Origin of the sequence: Staphylococcus sp. GDY8P85P (assembly GCF_017892405.1) — a bacterium.
Classification (GTDB): domain Bacteria; phylum Bacillota; class Bacilli; order Staphylococcales; family Staphylococcaceae; genus Staphylococcus; species Staphylococcus borealis.
Genome location: NZ_JAESLA010000041.1, coordinates 26,824 through 47,515, shown reverse-complemented (window position 1 = coordinate 47,515; position 20,692 = coordinate 26,824). Strand labels below are relative to the sequence as shown.

Here is a 20,692-nt window from a genome sequence, read left to right as displayed (position 1 = left end):
CGACATCACCCTTCAATAGTTTGATAAATATAATTTAAATCGTAATTGACTGCTTTTACCTTTTCAGTGAACAACTTTTTACTCGTTCTATGAAAATGGCAGTCGACAGATAATTCTTTATAAGACTTGATAAGTAAATCAAATTTGTTGGCGTTCATATAACTTAGTTGAATAATCTGTGGTTTTAATTTGATTAGGCTTTCTAATTTAGCATCTATCATTTGTGTGTATGGATAAACCACATTGTAAAAATCATAATCATTTTGTGACACTTTCACGTTATTAAAGCGTTCTTCAATTGTTTGTAGTTCATTAAGTAAGTCATTTATTGTTTTCGTATCCATGAAGACGCCCTCCTTATATCCAATTTAATTTATCATAATTTAATCCGACCGTCATTTAACTGATAGCTTCATTAATAGGATAAATACATTGAAATATTGTTTTACCAGATAAATAACGTTAAAATGAAGAAGATTAATAATGAAAGTCACTCATAAGTATAAGTGCTTATTTGTTTATGCTTCATTATTATCTATCCTAGTTTGAAATTACAATCCGTAATCACTTAAGGATACCATTTAGAATTGGTTGGTATTAGTGTTACATATCCACTATTAAATGTATTCAAACTTGTGTGGTGAATCTAATGAATTACCCTAATGGCAAACCTTTTAAGGGAAATACGACTAAGGTCGGAAGAAATGGCAAATCGAATTCTAGTAATATAGAATATGGTGGCCGTGGTATGACTCTTGAAAAAGATATTGAACGTTCTAACGATTATTATTTAAACCATGGCAAAGCGGTTATACATAAAAAGCCGACACCGGTTCAAATCGTTAATGTTCATTATCCGAAACGAAGTAAAGCAGTTATTAATGAAGCTTACTTTCGTACACCTTCAACTACGGATTATAATGGCGTGTATAATGGTCATTATATTGATTTTGAAGCAAAGGAGACTAAGAATAAAACTTCTTTTCCTTTGAATAATATTCATGATCATCAAGTAGAACATATGAAAAAAGCATTTCTTCAAAAAGGAATTGTATTTTTAATTATAAGATTTAAAATACTTGATGAAGTATATCTATTGCCATTTTCCAAATTCCAAAAATTTTGGGAAAGATATAAAAATGAAATAAAAAAATCAATAACAGTTGAAGAAATAAGAAAAAATAGTTACTATATTCCTTATCAGTATCAACCAAGATTAAATTACCTCAATGCAGTTGATAAGTTGATATTAGATGAAAGTGAGGACCGCGTATGACGGAAAATAAAGGATCTTCTCAACCTAAAAATGGTAAAAATGGGAAGTCCAAAGCAAAAAAGAATAAGAATGTGAAAAGAACGATTATTAAGATTATTGGCTTTTTATTAATCGCCTTTATCGTTTTAGTTCTACTAGGCATTTTATTATTTGCGTACTATGCATGGAAAGCACCTGCATTTACCGAATCTAAATTACAAGATCCTAAACCGGCAGAAATTTACGACAAAAATGGTGACTTGGTTAAAAAATTAGATAACGGCGCAAGACGAGAACATGTTGAATTAAAAGATGTTCCTAAAAATATGAGAAATGCCGTGCTAGCAACTGAAGATAATCGATTTTATGAACATGGTGCAATTGACTATAAACGTTTATTTGGTGCTATTGGTAAAAACTTAACTGGTGGATTTGGTTCACAAGGTGCATCTACCTTAACGCAACAAGTAGTTAAGCGAGCATTTCTAAGTGAAGAGAAATCTATCGGACGTAAAGCCCAAGAAGCTTACCTATCTTATCGTCTAGAGCAAGAGTACAGTAAAGATGAAATTTTTGAAATGTACTTAAATAAAATTTATTACTCAGACGGTGTATATGGTGTTAAAGCTGCAGCTAAATATTACTTTAATAAAGATTTGAAAGATTTAAATCTTGCTGAAGAAGCATATTTAGCAGGTTTACCACAGGTGCCTAACCTTTATAACATTTACGATAATCCTAAACAGGCAGAAAATCGTAAGAACACTGTACTTTACTTAATGCATTATCATAATAGAATTTCTGATAAAGAATATAATGATGCTAAGAAAATCAACTTAAAAGCTAATTTAGTAGATCGTACAGCTAAGGAACGTCAAATTGGCACAGATGATTCTGATTCAGAATACGATTCATATGTAAACTTTGTTAAATCTGAATTGATGAACAACAAAGAATTCAAGGATAAAAACTTGGCTGATGTTCTTCAAAGTGGAATCAAAATTTACACTAATATGGATAAAGATGTTCAACAAACATTACAAAATCGTATAGATAATGGTAATTACTACAAAAATGATGACCAACGAGTTGGTTCAACAATTCTTGATAGTAAAACGGGTGGTCTAGTTGCAATCTCTGGAGGACGTAACTTCAAAGACGTTGTAGATAATAATGCTGCAACAGATGCACACTTAACTGGTTCATCATTGAAACCATTCTTATCTTATGGTCCAGCAATCGAAAATATGCAATGGGCTACAAATCATGCAATTCAAGATGAATCTAGTTATTCAATTGATGGCGGTACATTCCAGAACTATGATGGAAGTGGTCATGGTACTGTAACTGCGTATGATGCATTAAGACAAAGTTTCAATATCCCAGCACTTAAAACTTGGCAACAAGTGAATGCACAAGCTGGTGACAATGCAGTTAAGAAATTTGCATCAAAAGTTGGATTAGATTATCAAAGTGATATTGGTCCTTCTGAAGTACTTGGTGGTGGCGCTTCTGAGTTCTCACCTACTCAATTAGCATCTGCATTTGCAGCAATTGCTAATGGTGGTACTTATAATAATGCGCATTCGATTCAGAAAGTTGTAACAGCTGACGATGATACAATTGAGTTTGATCATACGAGTCATAAAGCGATGGAAGACTACACAGCTTACATGTTAGCTGAAATGCTCACAGGTACATTTAAAGCCTATGGTTCAGCTTATGGACACGGCGTTTCAGGCGTTACAATGGGTGCTAAAACTGGTACAAGTACTTATGGTACTGAAATTAACCAACAATATAACCTACCTGATAACGCTGCGAAAGACGTTTGGATTAATGGATTTACACCTAAATACACGATGTCTATCTGGATGGGCTTCAGTGAAATTAAAGAAGGTGGCGTTAACTCATTCTTAGGTCACACAGAACAAGAATATCCACAATTCTTATATGAAGATGTGATGTCAGATATATCTTCTAGTAATGATGGTGACTTTGAAAAACCAGATTCAGTTATCGGTTCTAGTCCTGATAATTTATCAGTTAGTGGTCATCCTGATAACAACACAACTAATCGTGAAGTAAACGGAAGCAGTGGCTCAAGTACATCAACTAACTCTAACAGTTCAAATAGTAGTAATAGTAACAATAGTAGCAATACTAATTCAGGAAATACGAATAACAATTCATCAACACAAAGTTCAAATAGTTTCGGAAGTACCCTTTCAAACATTTTTAATTTAAATAGTATTTTCGACTTTAAAAAAGCTTCATAGTGTTTTTGAAGTGTTAAATATTTAAATGAAAGACTGGGACATCATTCCTAGTAAAATAGCCAGTAAATGAGTTTTGATAAATTCATTTACTGGCTTCTTTATTTATAATAATTAGTATTGTTGGATTGCTTGCCTAACTTATTTTGCTTGTAAAATTTCTTAATGAAATGCTTTTTGTTGGGGCCCCGGCCGCAAGAATGACTAGAACTGAGAAGCGTTTATTTTAAGGACCTTTTCAGAAGAGCGTATTGCAAGAAATTGAAATCATTAAACTGTAACCCTATTGTTGTGTGACCTATATCTAAAAATAACGTCTCAATCTCAACGGCTATTATCTTAATTTTAGTCCTAACGCTTCCTTCTAATTTGATACGAAGCATTCATTTTAATTAACTCACTTTTTAGCGTCTTCATTTGACTATAGCCCATAAAATGATACTTTCTAGCTAACATATACTGATAGCGTTCCTCAAAGTTCATAGGTACCACTGGATATTGATCTAATAATTTGAAATCAATCTTCTCAATTTCATTTATCTCTTTAAAGAATTGAATGATTAAGTCAAAATATTTATCAATAACCTTTTTAGCTTCATTTGAGTTTAATCTGCGCTGATTAGCAAATTCATCAAGTTGTTCTTCAATTTCTATAAAATCCTGTTTATTAATCATTTAATCAAGCTTCCTAAATTATTATTTTGTTTGTGCTTTCATACGTTTTTGCCCTTCTCTACAATCATCTAGTAAAGGACAAATGTCACACTTAGGCTTTCTGGCTAAGCAATGATAACGACCAAAGAAAATAAGTTGGTGATGACTTTTACTCCATCTTTCCCTAGGAATAATACTGCATAATCGCTCTTCCACTTGGGTAACATTATCTTTCCATCTATTGATACCAAGTCGCTTAGAAACACGCTCAACATGTGTATCAACAGCTAATGAAGGTTCGTCAAATGCTACGCTCATTACAACATTTGCTGTTTTGCGTCCCACACCGGCTAAACTTTCTAGCGCTTTATGCGTATTAGGAATGTCGCCATTAAATTGGTCGATAAGTGACTGACATAGCTTTTGTATGTTTTTAGCTTTATTACGATACAAACCAATGGAACGTATGTCATTTTGCAATTCTTCGATATCAACGTTTAAATAATCTTGAGGCGTTTTATATTTCTGAAAAAGTGTACGTGTCACCTTATTCACTAAGTTGTCTGTACACTGTGCAGATAATAATACCGCAATCGTTAATTCAAAAGCATTATCATGTTTAAGTTCACATTCTGCATCTGGAAACATTTCAGCTATGACGTCTATCATTTCAAGTGCTTTCTTTTTACTTATCATCTAATTTCTCCCCATTTAACCAATCAAACTTTGGTATATGTTTAACCGTATGTGTCATAGTTGGTTTGCTAAATTGTTCTCTAATTTTCTTAGATTCTTCAGTCGTCGTTACGTTGTTCTTTTTCCAGTTCAATAAAATACGGTCAACATATTTAAAGCTAAGCTTGTCATGGCTATATGCTTCATCTAATGCAGCTCGTATTAAAGCAAAATCATGTTGGTCTACATCAATCCATTGATTAAGCGTTTCGATTTCATAAGGAGAAATAGGTCTAGCAAACAAAGTTTCAATGTATTGAAACAAATCTTTGAAATCTTGCTGCGTTTGATTCGTTTTTTGATTTGTTTGTTCCTGAGATAAAATAGTACTTAATTTCTCAAAAAAGCCATCCAAATCCATATATTCAGTAAATTTACCTTCTTCATCCTTCTTCACTTGAAGTTGTAACAAATCTTTTTGAATTAAATGTTGAATAATACTAGTAATTTCCCTTGGCTCCATGTTTGACCCTAATTTTAATTCATCGACGGATGGTTGCTTATTTGATGATTCAGAGGCGTAAATCAATTTAATTAAAATGATTAAATCTTTTTCAGATAGTCCTAATTCACTATAATGATCAAATAATTCTCTTCTAATGACGACAGGACGTTTTTTAAGTTGAAATTTATTCAAATTGATATTCCTCCCTCTTTAAAGTTGAAAAAGCGTCCAGTCAAACTGCTGACTGGACGAGTAAATAACTGTGTATGAAAAGTAATCATAAAACCTATGGATATAAACGATTTAATAATCGTGGGAATGGTGCAGTTTCTCTTACGTGTTCTACACCTGAAATCCAAGCAACTGTTCTTTCTAAGCCCAATCCAAATCCACTATGTGGCACACTACCATAACGACGTAAATCTAAATAATAATTGTAACTTTCTGCGTCCAATTGATGTTCATCAATACGTTGTTCTAATAATTCTAAATCATTAATACGTTCAGAACCGCCGATGATTTCACCATAACCCTCTGGTGCAATTAAATCAGCACAGAGTACAGTGTCTTCATTATCTGGATTTGGTTGCATATAGAATGGCTTAATTTTAGTTGGATAATTTGTAATAAATACAGGTAAATCATAATGATTTGCAATTGCAGTTTCATGTGGTGCACCAAAATCTTCGCCCCACTCGATATCGTCGAAACCTTCTTCTTTTAAGAATTTAATTGCGTCATCATACGAAATTCTTGGGAATGGTGTTGATACCTTTTCAAGTTTACTTGTATCTCTATCCAATGCTTTAAGGTCTAATTGACAATTTTTAAGTACAGATTGAACGACATGTGTTACGTATTGTTCTTGTACTTCTAAACTTTCAGCATGATTAGTAAATGCCATTTCTGGTTCAATCATCCAAAATTCAATTAAATGGCGTCTTGTTTTAGATTTCTCTGCTCTAAAAGTTGGACCAAATGAGAATACGCGACCATGAGCCATTGCAGCTGCTTCCATATATAATTGGCCACTTTGAGAGAGGAAAGCATCTTCATCAAAGTATTTCGTATGGAATAGTTCACTTGTGCCCTCTGGCGCACTTGCTGTTAAAATTGGTGGATCAATCTTAGTAAATCCATTCTCATTGAAGAATTCATATGTTGCTCTAATAATTTCATTTCTAATTTTCATAACAGCATGTTGTTTTTTAGAACGTAACCATAAATGACGGTGATCCATTAAAAATTCAGTACCGTGATTTTTAGGTGTAATTGGATAATCATGTGCTTCGTGTATAACTTCGATTGATTTCACTTGCATTTCATATCCTAAATCTGAGCGGTTATCTTCAGTAATAACTCCAGTCACATAAAGTGATGATTCTTGTGTGATTTCTTTTGCAAGTTGGAAAGTTTCTTCATCCACTTCTGATTTAACTACCACGCCTTGCATAAAGCCACTACCATCACGTAATTGTAAAAAGGCAATCTTGCCACTTGAACGTTTATTCGTTAACCAAGCACCAATAGTCACTTCTTGGTTAAGGTGTTGTTTAGCTTGTTTAATCGTTGTTTTCATAACCAATCTCCTAATTGTCATTCTATATAGTCAATACTTATTTATTTTAACAAAATAAATTGTGAAGTTCTAGCATGTGACGATGTTGTTTAATCGTTTAATCCTATTAATTATTGTTTCTTATCAATATTTTGCTGGATTTTTTTAATGAGTTTACCAAACTGTTTGATATCCCCTTTTTTCTGTTTATAATTTTCTAGCGTTTGAGCAAAAAAGTTCTTATAGTTACTACTAATTAAACGGTCATCAAATGAAACAATAAGTCCTTGATCATCCTCATTTCGAATTAATCGACCGAGTCCCTGTCTAAAACGTGTAACTGCATCAGGTAATACATAGTCTTTAAAGGTAGACTCAAACTCTGAATCCATGAGCCAATGTTTTGTATTATATTTATTCATAAATGGTAGTTTGGCAATCATGACACATTTAATACCATTTGATTGATAATCAAAGCCTTCAAAAAAGGTCGACGTACCAAGCAATATCGTTCTATCGAAACTATTAAATTGTTGAACGATTTTATAATTTTGATTTTGCTGCTGTGTGAGCACAACATAGTCCTCAAATGCTGGTAGTTCATTTAATAATTCTTGAACCATATGCATCATGCGATAACTTGTAAATAATACTAAACATTTCGACTGCGTGATTGTGACATATTCCTGTATATAATCGACAATAGATGCTACATAATCATCGATATTTTTGAAGTTATAAGCACTAACATCGCTAGGAATATACACATTCGTATTCATACGATTTGATAATGTCGATGGAACTTGATAAGTGTTAAATTGCACATCCTCTTTGAACCAATTTTTGAAGGCATCGAACTTATGATTAAAAGTTAATGTCCCTGAAATAAAGGTTAAAGAGTTAAATTTATCTAAGACACGTGTTGTAAGAATATCTCGGACAGCGTAATCTTTAACAATTAATTTAATTGTTGATTTCTGAGTCAAATTTCTAATAGATAAATAAGCTGTATGATGATCTTTAAGGCTTTGTTCTATGTTTCGATAAGTATCGTTAATATATAGCAGTTGTTTACGTAAAGTCTTAATCGTTTTATGCGTCATGCCATTAAATATTTCTAATGTTTTATTTATTTTATCAACAATTAAATGTAAATCTTTAAGAATCTGTGTTGAATCAAATTCAAATACATAGTGGTGTCGATGAATGTCATCATCGTGAACGTCCGAATTTTGAATGATTTCAAATATATGATTGAATAAACGCTCATTTAAATCGTGTATTACTGAGATGTTCATCTTCAGTCCAAATACATCAATTGGTGCAATATCTAAACGTTCTAATATACGTTGTTGTTCAAGATGATCGATTGCTTTCAACAATTTTTCATTTTCATTCTTCCCTATTAAGCCAAGTTGATATTTTAAATCTGAGTAATCAAGTTCATTTGTAACTTGATTTAATGCATAATCCGGCAAGCGATGGGCCTCATCAATGATACAATCATCGAACAGTTGGTATATTGAGTTCTCTTGATCTGAATGTATAAGATGCGCATGATTAGTGATGCCGATTTGGATGTGTTGTGCATTTCGTTTGATGTAATTGTAATAATGAATATCATGTCTAACGGGCACATAGGTTTCAACTTTTTGGTCAAAATACATTTTTTGACCACCTTTAAGATTTAAATCTTGAATATCCCCTGTTTCAGTTTCGATAATCCATGTCAATAATTGTATTTTTAAAATATTAACTTCATAGTTAGTAGTTTCATCTTTTAATATTTGACTAATTAGACCAAGTGAAATATATTCTGTTTTACTTTTAATAAGTGTTGCATTAATTTTAAAATTTAGCGCTTGATTTAAACTAGGTATGTCTTTTAATAAAAGCTGATTCTGTAATAATTTAGTATTGGTTGAAATCATGACATGACGTCCTGTTTCAATATTATACATTAGCGCTGCTAATAGATATGCTAATGACTTCCCACTACCTAAAGGTGCTTCTATCATTGCTTTATCGTTGTGCATCAATTGTTCTAATATAATTTCAGATAAATATAATTGTTGAGGACGATATGTAAGATTGAGTGCTTTAACTGCATCACGATACAGATCTTTAAGTGAACCATTAAATTTAGTTTTTGGTGCTTTTAAATCCACTTGTTTTTTATAAATAATTTGTTCAAATTGTCCAAGCGTATTATCTAAAGGTAATGATGGATGCTGACGAACCATTTCAAACAAGATATTATATAAATCATATTTTAAATTTTTACTTAAATAATAGAGTTGTTTTAACGTATCTATTGGAAGTTGTTCGAATTTTTGAAAGGCTTTAATCATTAATAATGCAGTTGTTGTAGCATCCTCATCAGCTCTATGTGCATTATCTAAAGGTATATCATGAGACTCCGCTAATTCACTAAGTTGATAACTTTTATCTGTTGGATAAGCAATTTTAAATAACTCTAATGTATCGATGACTTTTTTAGGTTCGAAATGTATATTACAGTTTTTAAAAGCCTTCTTAATAAAATTCAAGTCAAAATCTACATTATGCGCCACAAATACACAATCTTTTAGTTGTTGATAAATATCTTTTGCGATTTCATGAAAATAAGGGGCTTGTTCTAACATTGTATCTTCAATTGAGGTCAATGCTTGGATGAATGGTGGAATTTCCAAATCAGTACGAATCATAGAATGATAAGTCCCAGATATTTTATTATTACTTACAAAGGTTATACCAATTTGTATAATTTCATCATAATCAAGTTGATTGCCAGTTGTTTCTAAGTCGACAACTGCATAACTTGTGTGTCCCATAACTAACTCTCCTTATCTTCTTGTCATACGCTTTATATATCTATATCCGCACTAATAAGGCGTCTAACTTCATTATTCTCATCTTTTACAATTAAGAAACCATCACGATCAATATCAATCGCTTCACCAATAAATTGTGTGTTATTCTCAGTAAAACGTAATTGGCGTTGCCAAATATTAGAAGCTTGAATATACTCATTTCTAATTTCTGCAAATGGCTGAGTTAAAAATTGAGTATAACGTTTTTCAATTGATGAAATGAGCGCTTTTAAAAATGTATATCGATTGATTTTAGTATCACTATGTAAACCGACACTTGTCGCGCTATGTTTAATCTCATCAGAGAAATCACTATCTTCATGGTTTAAATTGATGCCAATACCACAAATGATGGCGTCAATTGAATCATAATTTGCTATCATCTCAGTCAAAAAACCGCATACTTTTTTGTCAGCGATATAAATATCATTCGGCCATTTAATTTCTACTTTGTCATTTGTAAATGACTGTATAGCATCTTTAATACCTAAAGCAGCAAACAAATTGAATTTTGGAATCATTGAAAAAGGTACATTAGGACGTAATACTAATGACATCCATAAACCTTTACCTTTTGAAGATGCCCAATTACGATTAAATCGTCCACGTCCTTGTGTTTGTTCATCACTTAAAATAATCATTGATGCACTATTGCCAACTAATTCTTGCTTAGCAATCGTTTGAGTTGACGCAACACTCTCGAATACCTTTATTTCTGAGGCTAATTGCGAATCTTTTAAAATATAAGCTACGATACCTTGATACCAACAATCTGGTAGTTCATTTAATTGATGGCCTTTATGATTGATGGAGTCTATTTTACACCCATCTTTTTTTAGTTGATCGATGACTTTTTTTACAGCTGCTCTTGAAATATTTAATTGATCAGCAATATATTGTCCTGAAATATATTCAGATTGATGCTTATATAGTATACGAATAACATCTTGACTATATTTTGACATTCTCTTTCACCCACTTCAATAATTCATCTTTAGAATTTGAAACTTTATGTGTAACAACTTCACTTTCGATTTGTCGTAACACCTCTTTTAACCAAGGACCACTTTTTTTAGACACAACTTTGAGTATATCGCCACCATTGATATTAAGCGCTTTACGACTTTTAATTGGTAATTGATGATTAATTTCTTTAATTGATTGATAATTAAAGATTAGAGGTGACGCTACTTTAATATTATTTTCTTTAAGTAAAGGAATTATGTCAATGATGTCCAAAATATTACTTGCGCCATAATCATATACAAATAACTGTAATTGATTTTTAGTTGAGATTTTTGGCATCTCTAATAATAGTTTATGATATTGATTAATTTTTGCTTTTTCTTTATTGCTTATTTTCAAGCTTGAAAGTGGCGTGTCTGATTGCTCAATGGTCTTCAAAATTGCTAGCCATAATTCAAAGCTTATCGGTGCATTAATCCTTATTGCTTTCATATCCAGATCTTTAAAAAATGGTACATAATTAAAGAAGTTCAATGTCAATAAAGTTGTGTAGCTTTCACTAACATTTTGACCTTGTATTAATTTCTTAAGTTCTACAACGATACGTTCTATAGATAAAAATTCGATATCTGCAATATGATGTTGCATTGCCTCAAACGTATGATGTGAGATTGTGAAATTTAATTGTGATTGAAAGCGTACGCCTCTCAAAATGCGTAAAGCATCTTCATCGAAACGCTCGTGTGGTATACCAACAGTAGTTATAATCCGTTGCTGTAATGCCGTTTGACCATCAAAATAGTCATAAATTTTAAAATCTTTATCCATAGCAATAGCATTAATTGTAAAGTCACGACGTTGTAAATCTTCTTTTAAATCACGTACAAAATACACTTCATTAGGTCTGCGATGATCAATATAATCTGATTCAGCTCTAAAAGTTGTCACTTCGTAATTCGTTCCTTCGTACACGACATTAATCGTTCCGTGCTCTTTTCCGATTGGGATTGTTTTATCAAAGATCGATTCTATTTCATCTGGTGTTGCGCTAGTTGTAATATCGATATCATGGATAGGTCTATCCATTAAATAATCACGCACAGACCCTCCGACGAAGTATGCTTCAAAGCCATGGTGTTCTATTTTTTCTAAAATGGGTTTTGCTTGAGTAAATAGTTTTGTTCCCATACTAATCCTCTTTTTGATTTAACATTTTTCGATAGTAGTGTTCGTATTGATCTGTAATTAATTCTGAACCAAATCGTTCTTCTATGTCATTTAACATAGCAGTTTGCATGTGTTGGTATAAATCAGGGTTAGTAAGAAGTTGTATGGCATAATCACTTGCGCTAGTGCTATCACCAATATCTACGATATAACCTGTTTCATTATGCTTGATAACCTCTTTTATACCACCTGCATTAGAACCGATAGGCACAACACCTGTCTTCATTGCTTCTAGTAATGTCAATCCAAAGCTCTCTTTTTCACTTAATAGAAGCACTAAATCAGACATTTGATAGAATTCACTTACTTGATCTTGTTTGCCTAAAAATAACACATCATTTTCGATATCTAATTGACGTGCTAACTTTCGCATATCTAATAATTCTGGACCGTCTCCTAATAAAATGAGCTTACTTGGTATATGATGATGAACTTTCGCAAACGTTTCTAAAATAGTATCAATACGTTTTACTTTTCTGAAATTAGATACGTGAATCAGTACCTTTTCATTTGGTTTGATGCCATAGACTTCTTTAAGTTTTTCATCATGACGTGTTGGAAATTCATTTTCACGAACAAAATTATAAATAGGGATAATTTCTTTCTCAGTTTCAATGATGGACTTTGTTTGACGTGCTAATGAATGACTCACGCTTGTAACAATATCACTTTGCTCAATTCCGAATTTGATAGCACCTTTAAGTGAGTGATCGTAACCTAATACGGTAATATCAGTACCGTGTAACGTCGTCATTATTTTAATATCTTTACCAGACATTTGACGTGCTAAAATGCCACAAACAGCATGAGGCACGGCATAGTGCATGTGCAATACATCTAAATCATATTCTTTTATCACTTCGGAAATTTTAGTACTCAAAGTGATATCATATGGAGGATATTGAAAGATGGCATACTGATTTACTTCAACTTGATGAAACGTAATATTAGGTAAAGGTTTGCGGATTCTAAAAGGAATATTCGACGTTATAAAATGTACTTCATGACCTCTCTCAGCCATTTTAATGCCTAACTCAGTAGCGATGATACCAGAACCGCCCATTGATGGATAACATGTAATACCTATTTTCATGTTACACTATCCTCCTTTTTAAAAATGATTATTTTCGTTCAAAACGATTTTTATCTCTAGTGTTGAATTTTTCCATTGTTTCATTAAAGCTTTCAGTCATGTCGATATCGAGTGAGTTTGCTAAGCAAAGTAAAACAAATAAATTGTCTCCTAATTCGGCTTTAATTGTATTTTCATCTTCGGTGTCTTTCTTTTTCTTTTCACCGTGATAATGATTGATTTCTCTAGCAAGTTCTCCGACTTCTTCTGTCAAACGTGCTAAATTTGCAAGTGGAGAAAAATAACCAGTTTTAAACTGTCCAATGTAAGCATCCACTTCATTTTGCATTTCTTTCATAGATTTCATTGTGTTCACTTTCTCCTTTATTATTGATACTTAATAAGTATATATCATATTAAACAATCATGCATTTTATGAATATGAAAAGAACGGATTATATTTTAATTAAATTTTCAAGAATTATAAAATAAAAAATTGGGAGTAGAACAGAATTCTTTACGAATTCAATGTCCTACTCCCACGTCGCTATCTAAGATTGAAAAGCATATTATAATTACTTACTCAACTTTAGTGAGCTATTAATACTAGTAGCATAAAAATGATGTTGTATTATGCTAAATATTTATAAGCTAAATTAATTATCACTCGCTTTAGCGATAAGAATAATTCTTACTAATTCTGCGACAGCTGTTGCAGTTGCGGCAACATACGTCATTGCAGCTGCTGAAAGAACTTTTTTAGCATGTTTATATTCTTTTTCATTGACAATATCCAAAGCAGTTATTTGTTTCATTGCTCGTGAACTTGCGTCGAACTCAACAGGTAACGTTACAATCGAGAATAGGACAGCGAGTGACATTAATCCAGCGCCAATCCATAATGCTGTTGATCCAAATGCACTTCCCATAGCTGTAAGGATAATTCCTAACATGATAATCATGTAACTTAAAGAACTACCTAAATTGGCAAATGGTACTAACGCACTTCTGAATCTTAAAAATACATAACCTTGTTGATGTTGAATCGCGTGTCCAACTTCGTGTGCAGCAATAGCTGTACCAGCTACTGAAGGTCTATCGAAGTTTGCAGGAGATAAACAAACAACTTTCTTTTTAGGATCATAGTGGTCAGTTAGGAAACCTTCACCTTTAACGACGTCAACATCATAGATGCCATTCGCATGAAGGATTTCTTCAGCTACCTCACGGCCAGTTTTGCCACTTGTTGATCTCACTTGTGCATATTTTTCATAATTCGATTTTACTTTGTGTTGTGCCCACATTGGAATGAGCATAATAATGACGATATATATTATATAAGACATTATAGACAATAATTCCACTCTCCTTTATCCATATTCTACTGAGAATCCTTGATTTAATCAAATAATTTAATTGGTATTATCTTTTGTAAATAATAATATAAGCATAATGCTAATGAACTTAACCAAAACGCGATATAGCCAACCATAACTTTATGTTGCTCAATAAAGTCATAGTACGGATACTTATTTAAAACATAATCAATGAAGTCATTATGAAACACCCACACCATCGCAATTAGCAAACTACTTATTCTAATTTTTAAGCGAGGATAAAAGTAAATTGCTTGTATCGCCATAATACCATGACTCAAAATTAAAAATATATTCATGATTGTTATATTATGATTTAAATGAATCATTAGAATATTCATTATTACAGCCCATAGCCCATATTTTAATAAAGTAACGAAAGCAAGGGCTTCAATAAACGGGACATGTTTATTGATAATTAAACAAAAAATAACAATACATAAAAAAAGCGAAGCAATTGGACTATCAGGTATAAAAGGTAAGAAATACCAAGGTGTTTGAACTAATTGATCACCATACCAAATGAACCCATATAACGTGCCAAGTAAGTTACAAATAAGTAAAAAGATTAAGCAGGATTGACGATATAACGTTAACTCCCACATTTGTTTAAATGTTAGCATTCGTTTTATTTCCTTTAATGACTTTTATCGATTTTCAAGCACCTCTAAAATTTGAGTTAATTGATAGAATTGTTCTCGATCATTTAATTGAAGGCTTAAATCAATATTATGGCGCAAGTGCTCAATGAGTGAGTAGACACTTGTCGAATCAAGAGATAAATTGTAAATCGTATTTAGATAAGCCATATATTGAGTTGAATACATTAATTGATGAATCATCAAGTCATTTAATTTAAAATCGGTAGCGTGTTCGTCTGAAAAATGAATCAGAATATCAAATTCACAATGATGAGATATAATATAATTGAAAATCTCATTTGTGTTTATGAGTATGTGATGATTATTAACCAACTTAATTGCTGGAGCATCTGCATTACTTAAACTCATTTCTAGCGTTTTATGATTGGATATTTTTTGATTAACAAAATGAACGTGTTCAAGCAGATCGTAATGAGATTTAATATAGTTTAAAATCCATACACTAATACGCGATTTAAAATGATAATGAAACAAAGCATATTCAATATAACTTTGTTTCATCTGATTAAGGGTTTGACTCAAGTAAATCACCTTCATTAATAATCAAGACGATTGGCTTCTTCTTGCCAAGTCTCATTACTAGGGTCCATTTCTAGTAATTGTTGTAAGAGTGTCATTGCTTTTTCTTTATTACCGATTTCAATTAAATAATAGTAATAGTCACTTAAGAATGCGCTTTGCGTTTTCATTGTTGGATAAGCAAGTTCAAAGAAATGTTGTGCTTCTTTATCACGTTCTTCTTGACCAAATGCATGCGCTAAATGCCACATGAAAACAGGATCTAAATCATCTTCATCAACATATGATAACAATGCAATAATTGCTTCATAATCTTCTTCGTTTCGGAATAAATCACTCAAAATTAATAATGGCTCATGATAAGCGTTGTCCACTTCAAGCGCTTGTTTGAGTAATTCAACACCTTCATTAGCATCGCCATGCTCAATTTCTAAACTTCCTGTTGAAACCATCAATTCTTTATAAAATTGATTTAAGCGTAAGCCTTCTTTACCAGTTTCAATTGCATCAGGATAATTTTTTTCATTTTCATAAAGTGATTGTAAATAGAAGTATCCTTGTATAAAGTCAGGATCTTTAGATAGAAGATTTTTCGTGATTTTAATAGCTTCTTGAGTGATATCATTTTTTTCATATGCGATGGCTTTTTTGAAGAAATCTTCAGAAGTCATTTCATCTTCATTAATTTCATCATATAAATGAATCGCATCACTATAGTTACCACTTTGTAATGCGCAATCTGCCATGCGAGCAAACAAATTAATGCCATTTACTTCGTACTCACCTGTGTCTAATACGACTTCATATTCACGAGTCGCACGCAAGTATTGACCATCAAAATACAACAATTCAGCTAATGCAAAATGGATGATTGGGTCGTTAGGTTCTAATTCTCTTGCTTCTATTAATTTATCAATAGCAACTTCAGTCATATTAATTTGTTGATATAAATCAGCTTCTAACATTAGTTTTTCGGTTGATATTGCAACCTGACTTAAATATTCTAACGCTTCATCAGTTTGGTTCTCTGACATTAAGCCTTCAATAAAGTATATTAGTAATTCACTCTCATCTGGATACTTATGATATAAAGTTCTAAACACCTCTAGTCCTTGAGGTGTTAATCCAAAATTATATAAGGTTTCACCAAGAATAAATAATGCATCATCATTATTAGAGCTCAATGCATCATTTACGCGTGTATCTAAATGATCTAATTTTTGAAGATTGATATCGTCTATTAATTTATAGATATCTTCCATTTTATTTTATCCCTCATTTTCTAAAAGCTTTAATTTAGGAAGGAAACCAGGGAATGATACATTTACAGCATCAAATTGTCGGATGTTAAGCGGTTCATCACTCAATAATGAAGCTATAGCTAACATCATCCCAATTCTATGGTCAGTTAAACTATCTACGGTTGCTGATTTTTTGAATTCTGAAGGATGAATAATTAACCCATCTTCAGTTGGTTGTAATTCGAAGCCTAATAATCCAAGCATGTCTGCAGTTGTATCAATTCGATTTGTTTCTTTCACTTTTAATTCTTCTGCATCTTTAATGATACTTGTACCAGTTGCTTGTGTACACAATAGTGCAATGATAGGTAATTCGTCAATCGCTTTCGGTACTAAATCGCCTTCAATATGGACTGGTTTTAAGTTTGGTGTATATTTTACACGAATCGATGCAGTTGGTTCTGACGTTTGCGTGACATTAAAGCACTCAATACGCCCTCCCATTTGTTCAACGATATCTATAATACCTGAACGAGTTGGATTGATGCCAACATTATGAATTATTATATCGCTTCCAGGCGTAATAAGTGCTGCTACAATAAAGAATGCTGCTGAAGAAATATCTCCCGGAACATTAAAGTCTGTAGCTTTGATATGTTGGATAGCGTTTGCCTGCGTAGTAATTACCTTACTAGAAATGCTAATTGGAATGCCATAATGTTCAAACATTGTTTCAGTATGATTTCGACTTATATCTAACTCAGTAATTTCAGAAACTTCATTTGAAAATAGACTAGCAAGCAATAACGCACTTTTAACTTGTGCACTCGCTACTTCCATTTCATAGGTAATACCTTTTAGTGAAGCGGGTTCAATAATTAGAGGCGTATAGTTATCATCTATTCCTGAAATATTAGCACCCATCAATCTGAGTGGTTTCATCACTCTATCCATAGGCCGCTTACCTATTGACGCATCACCAGATAACACACAATTAAGGTTGAGACCACTTAGCAAACCTGCTAATAAGCGTGTCGTAGTGCCCGAATTACCTGTGTATAAAGTTTGATGTGGTGTTTTAAATTTATTATAGCCTGGTGAATTAACAACGATTTTGTCATCCGCAATGTGTATGTCAACACCCAATAATTTAAATATTTCGATTGTACGTAAACAATCTTCGCCTAATAACGGTTTGAATATCGTTGATTGGCCAGTTGCTAAAGAAGCTAACATGATGGCTCTGTGCGTCATGGATTTATCTCCAGGCACTTCAATTTCACCAACTAATGGTCCCTTAATATCGATCACTTGTTCATTTGACATGCTATCATCCACCTACTTTAATACTAATTGTAAATCCTCAAATGCTTGAATTAATTTGTCTTTTTCAACGTGGCAGACACGTGGTTTACCAAGCTCTTCTAGTAAGACCATTTGAATACCTTCACCATTATTCTTTTTATCCGTTAACATATATTGATACATATCATTAAAGTTTAATTGTTGAACCAATTCAACTGGATAACATAATGTTTTTAAATAATTAGCATAATGTGAAACATCAAATTGTGATTCAAATAGTCTGTTGGCGATAATAAATTGATAGATAATACCAATCATTATGGCGTGACCATGTGGTATTTTAGTCTTATATTCAACAGCATGGCCGAACGTATGCCCTAAATTCAAATATTTTCGCATATTATGCTCTTTTTCATCTTTAACGATGACGTTCAATTTCGTCTTAATGCCTTTGAAGATAAACTGATCCATATCTTTTAGAGAATTTAGCTTTTCTCTAGTAGAAAAGTGCTTCTCAATATCATCTGTAGCGACTTGTCCTGTTAATAAAGCATGTTTATAAACTTCAGCATAGCCACTTAAAATTTCTTCATAGGGTAAAGTATTTAAAAAGTTTAAATCATATATGACAGCTTTTGGTCGATAAAATGCACCGATTAAATTCTTCCCATGAATAGAATTAATACCTACTTTGCCTCCAACACTTGAATCATGCGCAAGTATCGTCGTAGGTACTTGTATGAAATCAACACCTCTTAATAAAGATGAAGCTAGAAATCCAGTGAAATCACCTGTAGCACCGCCACCTATCGCAACTAAACACGTGTTGCGCGTTAAGTTATATTCAAGTAATTGTTCTAATGTTTGTTGATAGTGCTCAAATGTTTTCATTTTCTCACCGGCAGGTACAACAATCTTATAAGTGTTTGATGCGTTAAGTAGTGAAGTGAACTTATGTTTAAAATTAAAATCAACAAATTCATCAACGATGAGAAAGACTTTATCATAGTCTAGTATATAGTCAGATAATGTTTCAAACGCATTATGTTCGACGATAATTGGATAATTATTATTTGGATACGTTGTTTGTAATTGCATTCAAAATACCTCGTTTCTATACTTACATTGATTTAAAATTCAATGTTCAGACGTCTTCGTTCCTCAATTTGGGCTTTTAATTGATCAATATGGTTGGATTGAAACTCTTCTGTAATCGCTTTGGCTACTTCAAAAGCAACAACATGTTCACAAACTACACTTGCTGCAGGTACGGCACAACTATCAGAGCGTTCAATCGTAGCTTTGAAATCTTCTTTAGTGTTGATATCAACAGAATTAAGCGGTTTGTATAAAGTTGGGATTGGTTTCATAACGCCATTTACGATAATTGGCATACCATTTGTCATACCACCTTCAAAGCCACCTAGGTGATTAGAACCACGGTAGAAGCCTGATTCGCTATTATATAAGATTTCATCTTGTATTTCGCTTCCTGGTTTTTCTGCGGCTTTAAAACCTTCACCAAAACTTACTCCTTTAAAAGCATTAATACTAACAACACCTTGAGCAATACGACCATCTAATTTACGATCATATTGTACGTAACTACCAACAGCCACAGGCATATTCTCGACCATTACCTGAACAACGCCACCAATTGAATCGCCTTCTTTTTTAGCGGCATCTATCTTATCTCTCATTTTCTGTGCGATAGATTCATCGATAACACGTACATCATTCTTATCTATATTTTGTTTGAAAGTTTCAGTATCATATAACCCTTCGTCTTTAATACCGCCAATTTCAACTACACGACTATACATATGAATATCTAATTGTTCTAACAGTATTTTAGATACTGCCCCAACTGCAACACGCGCTGCTGTTTCGCGAGCAGAAGAACGTTCTAAAACGTTTCTTAAATCTCTATGATTGTACTTCATACCACCAATTAAATCCGCATGTCCAGGACGTGGTTTTGTAATAGTACGTTTCATATTCTCTCTTTCTTCATCTGTAATAGGCTCAACACCCATAATGTTTCTCCAATGTGTGAAATCATCGTTTGTGACAACAAGTGTGATTGGACTGCCAAGTGTATAACCATTTCTGACACCTGATACAATTTCTACAGCATCTTTCTCAATTTGCATACGTCGTCCTCTACCGTAGCCACCTTGACGCTTAAACATTTCCGTATTAATATCTTCTGCTTTAATTTCTAAATTCGCAGGTACACCTTCAATAATTACTGTTAATTGAGGACCATGTGATTCTCCTGACGTTAAATATCTCATGAGAATACGCTCCTTTCCCTTTACTACGTTAAATTGTGATATGTGTTATCATATCACATTCAACCGTATAACATAACTAGTGTGCAATAGTAAATTTGAATTTATTAGAATATTTCAATAATTAAAGAATGAAAAATGAAATGATGATATTTCATCTTAAATAAATAGAAAGAGAGCGAACTAGTATTCATAATGCATTCTAGTTCGCCCTCTAAAGGATGACAAGTGTGA

The 20,692-nt window shown here is 32.5% G+C and carries 19 protein-coding genes; 2 read left to right on the top strand and 17 right to left on the bottom strand.

Annotated features, from left to right (window positions below; translation table 11 throughout):
- Positions 1 to 5 precede the first annotated feature (5 nt).
- Complete coding sequence (locus tag KA828_RS09045) at positions 6 to 344, bottom strand: DUF1798 family protein (RefSeq protein ID WP_193839335.1); 339 nt, start codon at positions 342 to 344, stop codon at positions 6 to 8.
- 305 nt (positions 345 to 649) lie between these two features.
- Here KA828_RS09045 and recU point away from each other — a divergent pair, with 305 nt between their 5' ends.
- A complete protein-coding gene (gene recU / locus KA828_RS09040) occupies positions 650 to 1,276 on the top strand; it encodes a Holliday junction resolvase RecU (RefSeq protein ID WP_053029419.1) in 627 nt (208 codons plus the stop codon).
- Positions 1,273 to 3,534 (top strand): transglycosylase domain-containing protein, encoded by a 2,262-nt coding sequence (locus KA828_RS09035; protein WP_193839334.1) that lies wholly within the window; start codon positions 1,273 to 1,275, stop codon positions 3,532 to 3,534. Before recU ends, KA828_RS09035 begins: the two co-directional genes overlap by 4 nt.
- Before the next feature lie 348 nt (positions 3,535 to 3,882).
- Here KA828_RS09035 and KA828_RS09030 read toward each other — a convergent pair whose 3' ends face one another.
- The 16 genes from KA828_RS09030 to aroC form a co-directional block, all read right to left on the bottom strand.
- A complete protein-coding gene (locus tag KA828_RS09030) occupies positions 3,883 to 4,206 on the bottom strand; it encodes a YpoC family protein (RefSeq protein WP_075108782.1) in 324 nt (107 codons plus the stop codon).
- Positions 4,207 to 4,227: 21 nt separating this feature from the next.
- Positions 4,228 to 4,881, bottom strand: coding sequence for an endonuclease III (gene nth / locus KA828_RS09025; protein WP_053029422.1), 654 nt, complete (start codon positions 4,879 to 4,881; stop codon positions 4,228 to 4,230).
- A complete protein-coding gene (locus KA828_RS09020; RefSeq protein WP_210126081.1) occupies positions 4,871 to 5,557 on the bottom strand; it encodes a DnaD domain-containing protein in 687 nt (228 codons plus the stop codon). Before KA828_RS09020 ends, nth begins: the two co-directional genes overlap by 11 nt.
- Positions 5,558 to 5,651: 94 nt before the next feature.
- Positions 5,652 to 6,944 carry an asparagine--tRNA ligase gene (gene asnS, locus KA828_RS09015; protein ID WP_053029424.1) on the bottom strand — a complete coding sequence of 431 codons (1,293 nt, stop codon included), beginning with the start codon at positions 6,942 to 6,944 and terminating at the stop codon, positions 5,652 to 5,654.
- Between the two features lie 110 nt (positions 6,945 to 7,054).
- Positions 7,055 to 9,757, bottom strand: a complete 2,703-nt coding sequence (locus KA828_RS09010; RefSeq protein WP_210126080.1) for a helicase C-terminal domain-containing protein — start codon at positions 9,755 to 9,757, stop codon at positions 7,055 to 7,057.
- Positions 9,758 to 9,789: 32 nt separating this feature from the next.
- Positions 9,790 to 10,761, bottom strand: a complete 972-nt coding sequence (locus KA828_RS09005; RefSeq protein WP_075108778.1) for a biotin--[acetyl-CoA-carboxylase] ligase — start codon at positions 10,759 to 10,761, stop codon at positions 9,790 to 9,792.
- Complete coding sequence (locus KA828_RS09000; protein WP_210126079.1) at positions 10,748 to 11,950, bottom strand: CCA tRNA nucleotidyltransferase; 1,203 nt, start codon at positions 11,948 to 11,950, stop codon at positions 10,748 to 10,750. The genes KA828_RS09005 and KA828_RS09000 overlap by 14 nt, the downstream gene beginning before the upstream one ends.
- Before the next feature lies 1 nt (position 11,951).
- On the bottom strand, positions 11,952 to 13,082 hold the full coding sequence (gene bshA / locus KA828_RS08995) for an N-acetyl-alpha-D-glucosaminyl L-malate synthase BshA (protein WP_210126078.1): 1,131 nt from the start codon (positions 13,080 to 13,082) through the stop codon (positions 11,952 to 11,954).
- A gap of 28 nt (positions 13,083 to 13,110) precedes the next feature.
- Entirely contained in the window at positions 13,111 to 13,428 is a 318-nt protein-coding gene (locus KA828_RS08990; RefSeq protein ID WP_075108776.1) for a nucleotide pyrophosphohydrolase, read from the bottom strand.
- A 289-nt stretch (positions 13,429 to 13,717) separates the two neighbouring features.
- Positions 13,718 to 14,416, bottom strand: a complete 699-nt coding sequence (locus KA828_RS08985) for a zinc metallopeptidase (protein ID WP_075108775.1) — start codon at positions 14,414 to 14,416, stop codon at positions 13,718 to 13,720.
- 44 nt (positions 14,417 to 14,460) lie between these two features.
- Positions 14,461 to 15,060: a DUF1405 domain-containing protein gene (locus KA828_RS08980; protein WP_075108774.1), complete on the bottom strand. Its 600-nt coding sequence runs from the start codon at positions 15,058 to 15,060 to the stop codon at positions 14,461 to 14,463.
- Between the two features lie 24 nt (positions 15,061 to 15,084).
- Positions 15,085 to 15,630 carry a YpiB family protein gene (locus KA828_RS08975; protein ID WP_256713933.1) on the bottom strand — a complete coding sequence of 182 codons (546 nt, stop codon included), beginning with the start codon at positions 15,628 to 15,630 and terminating at the stop codon, positions 15,085 to 15,087.
- A 5-nt stretch (positions 15,631 to 15,635) separates the two neighbouring features.
- On the bottom strand, positions 15,636 to 16,880 hold the full coding sequence (locus tag KA828_RS08970; protein ID WP_075108772.1) for a tetratricopeptide repeat protein: 1,245 nt from the start codon (positions 16,878 to 16,880) through the stop codon (positions 15,636 to 15,638).
- Positions 16,881 to 16,886: 6 nt separating this feature from the next.
- A complete protein-coding gene (aroA, locus tag KA828_RS08965; RefSeq protein ID WP_210126077.1) occupies positions 16,887 to 18,185 on the bottom strand; it encodes a 3-phosphoshikimate 1-carboxyvinyltransferase in 1,299 nt (432 codons plus the stop codon).
- 12 nt (positions 18,186 to 18,197) lie between these two features.
- Positions 18,198 to 19,262 (bottom strand): 3-dehydroquinate synthase, encoded by a 1,065-nt coding sequence (aroB, locus tag KA828_RS08960; RefSeq protein ID WP_210126076.1) that lies wholly within the window; start codon positions 19,260 to 19,262, stop codon positions 18,198 to 18,200.
- 32 nt (positions 19,263 to 19,294) lie between these two features.
- Positions 19,295 to 20,461 carry a chorismate synthase gene (gene aroC / locus KA828_RS08955; RefSeq protein ID WP_210126075.1) on the bottom strand — a complete coding sequence of 389 codons (1,167 nt, stop codon included), beginning with the start codon at positions 20,459 to 20,461 and terminating at the stop codon, positions 19,295 to 19,297.
- Positions 20,462 to 20,692: the final 231 nt, after the last annotated feature.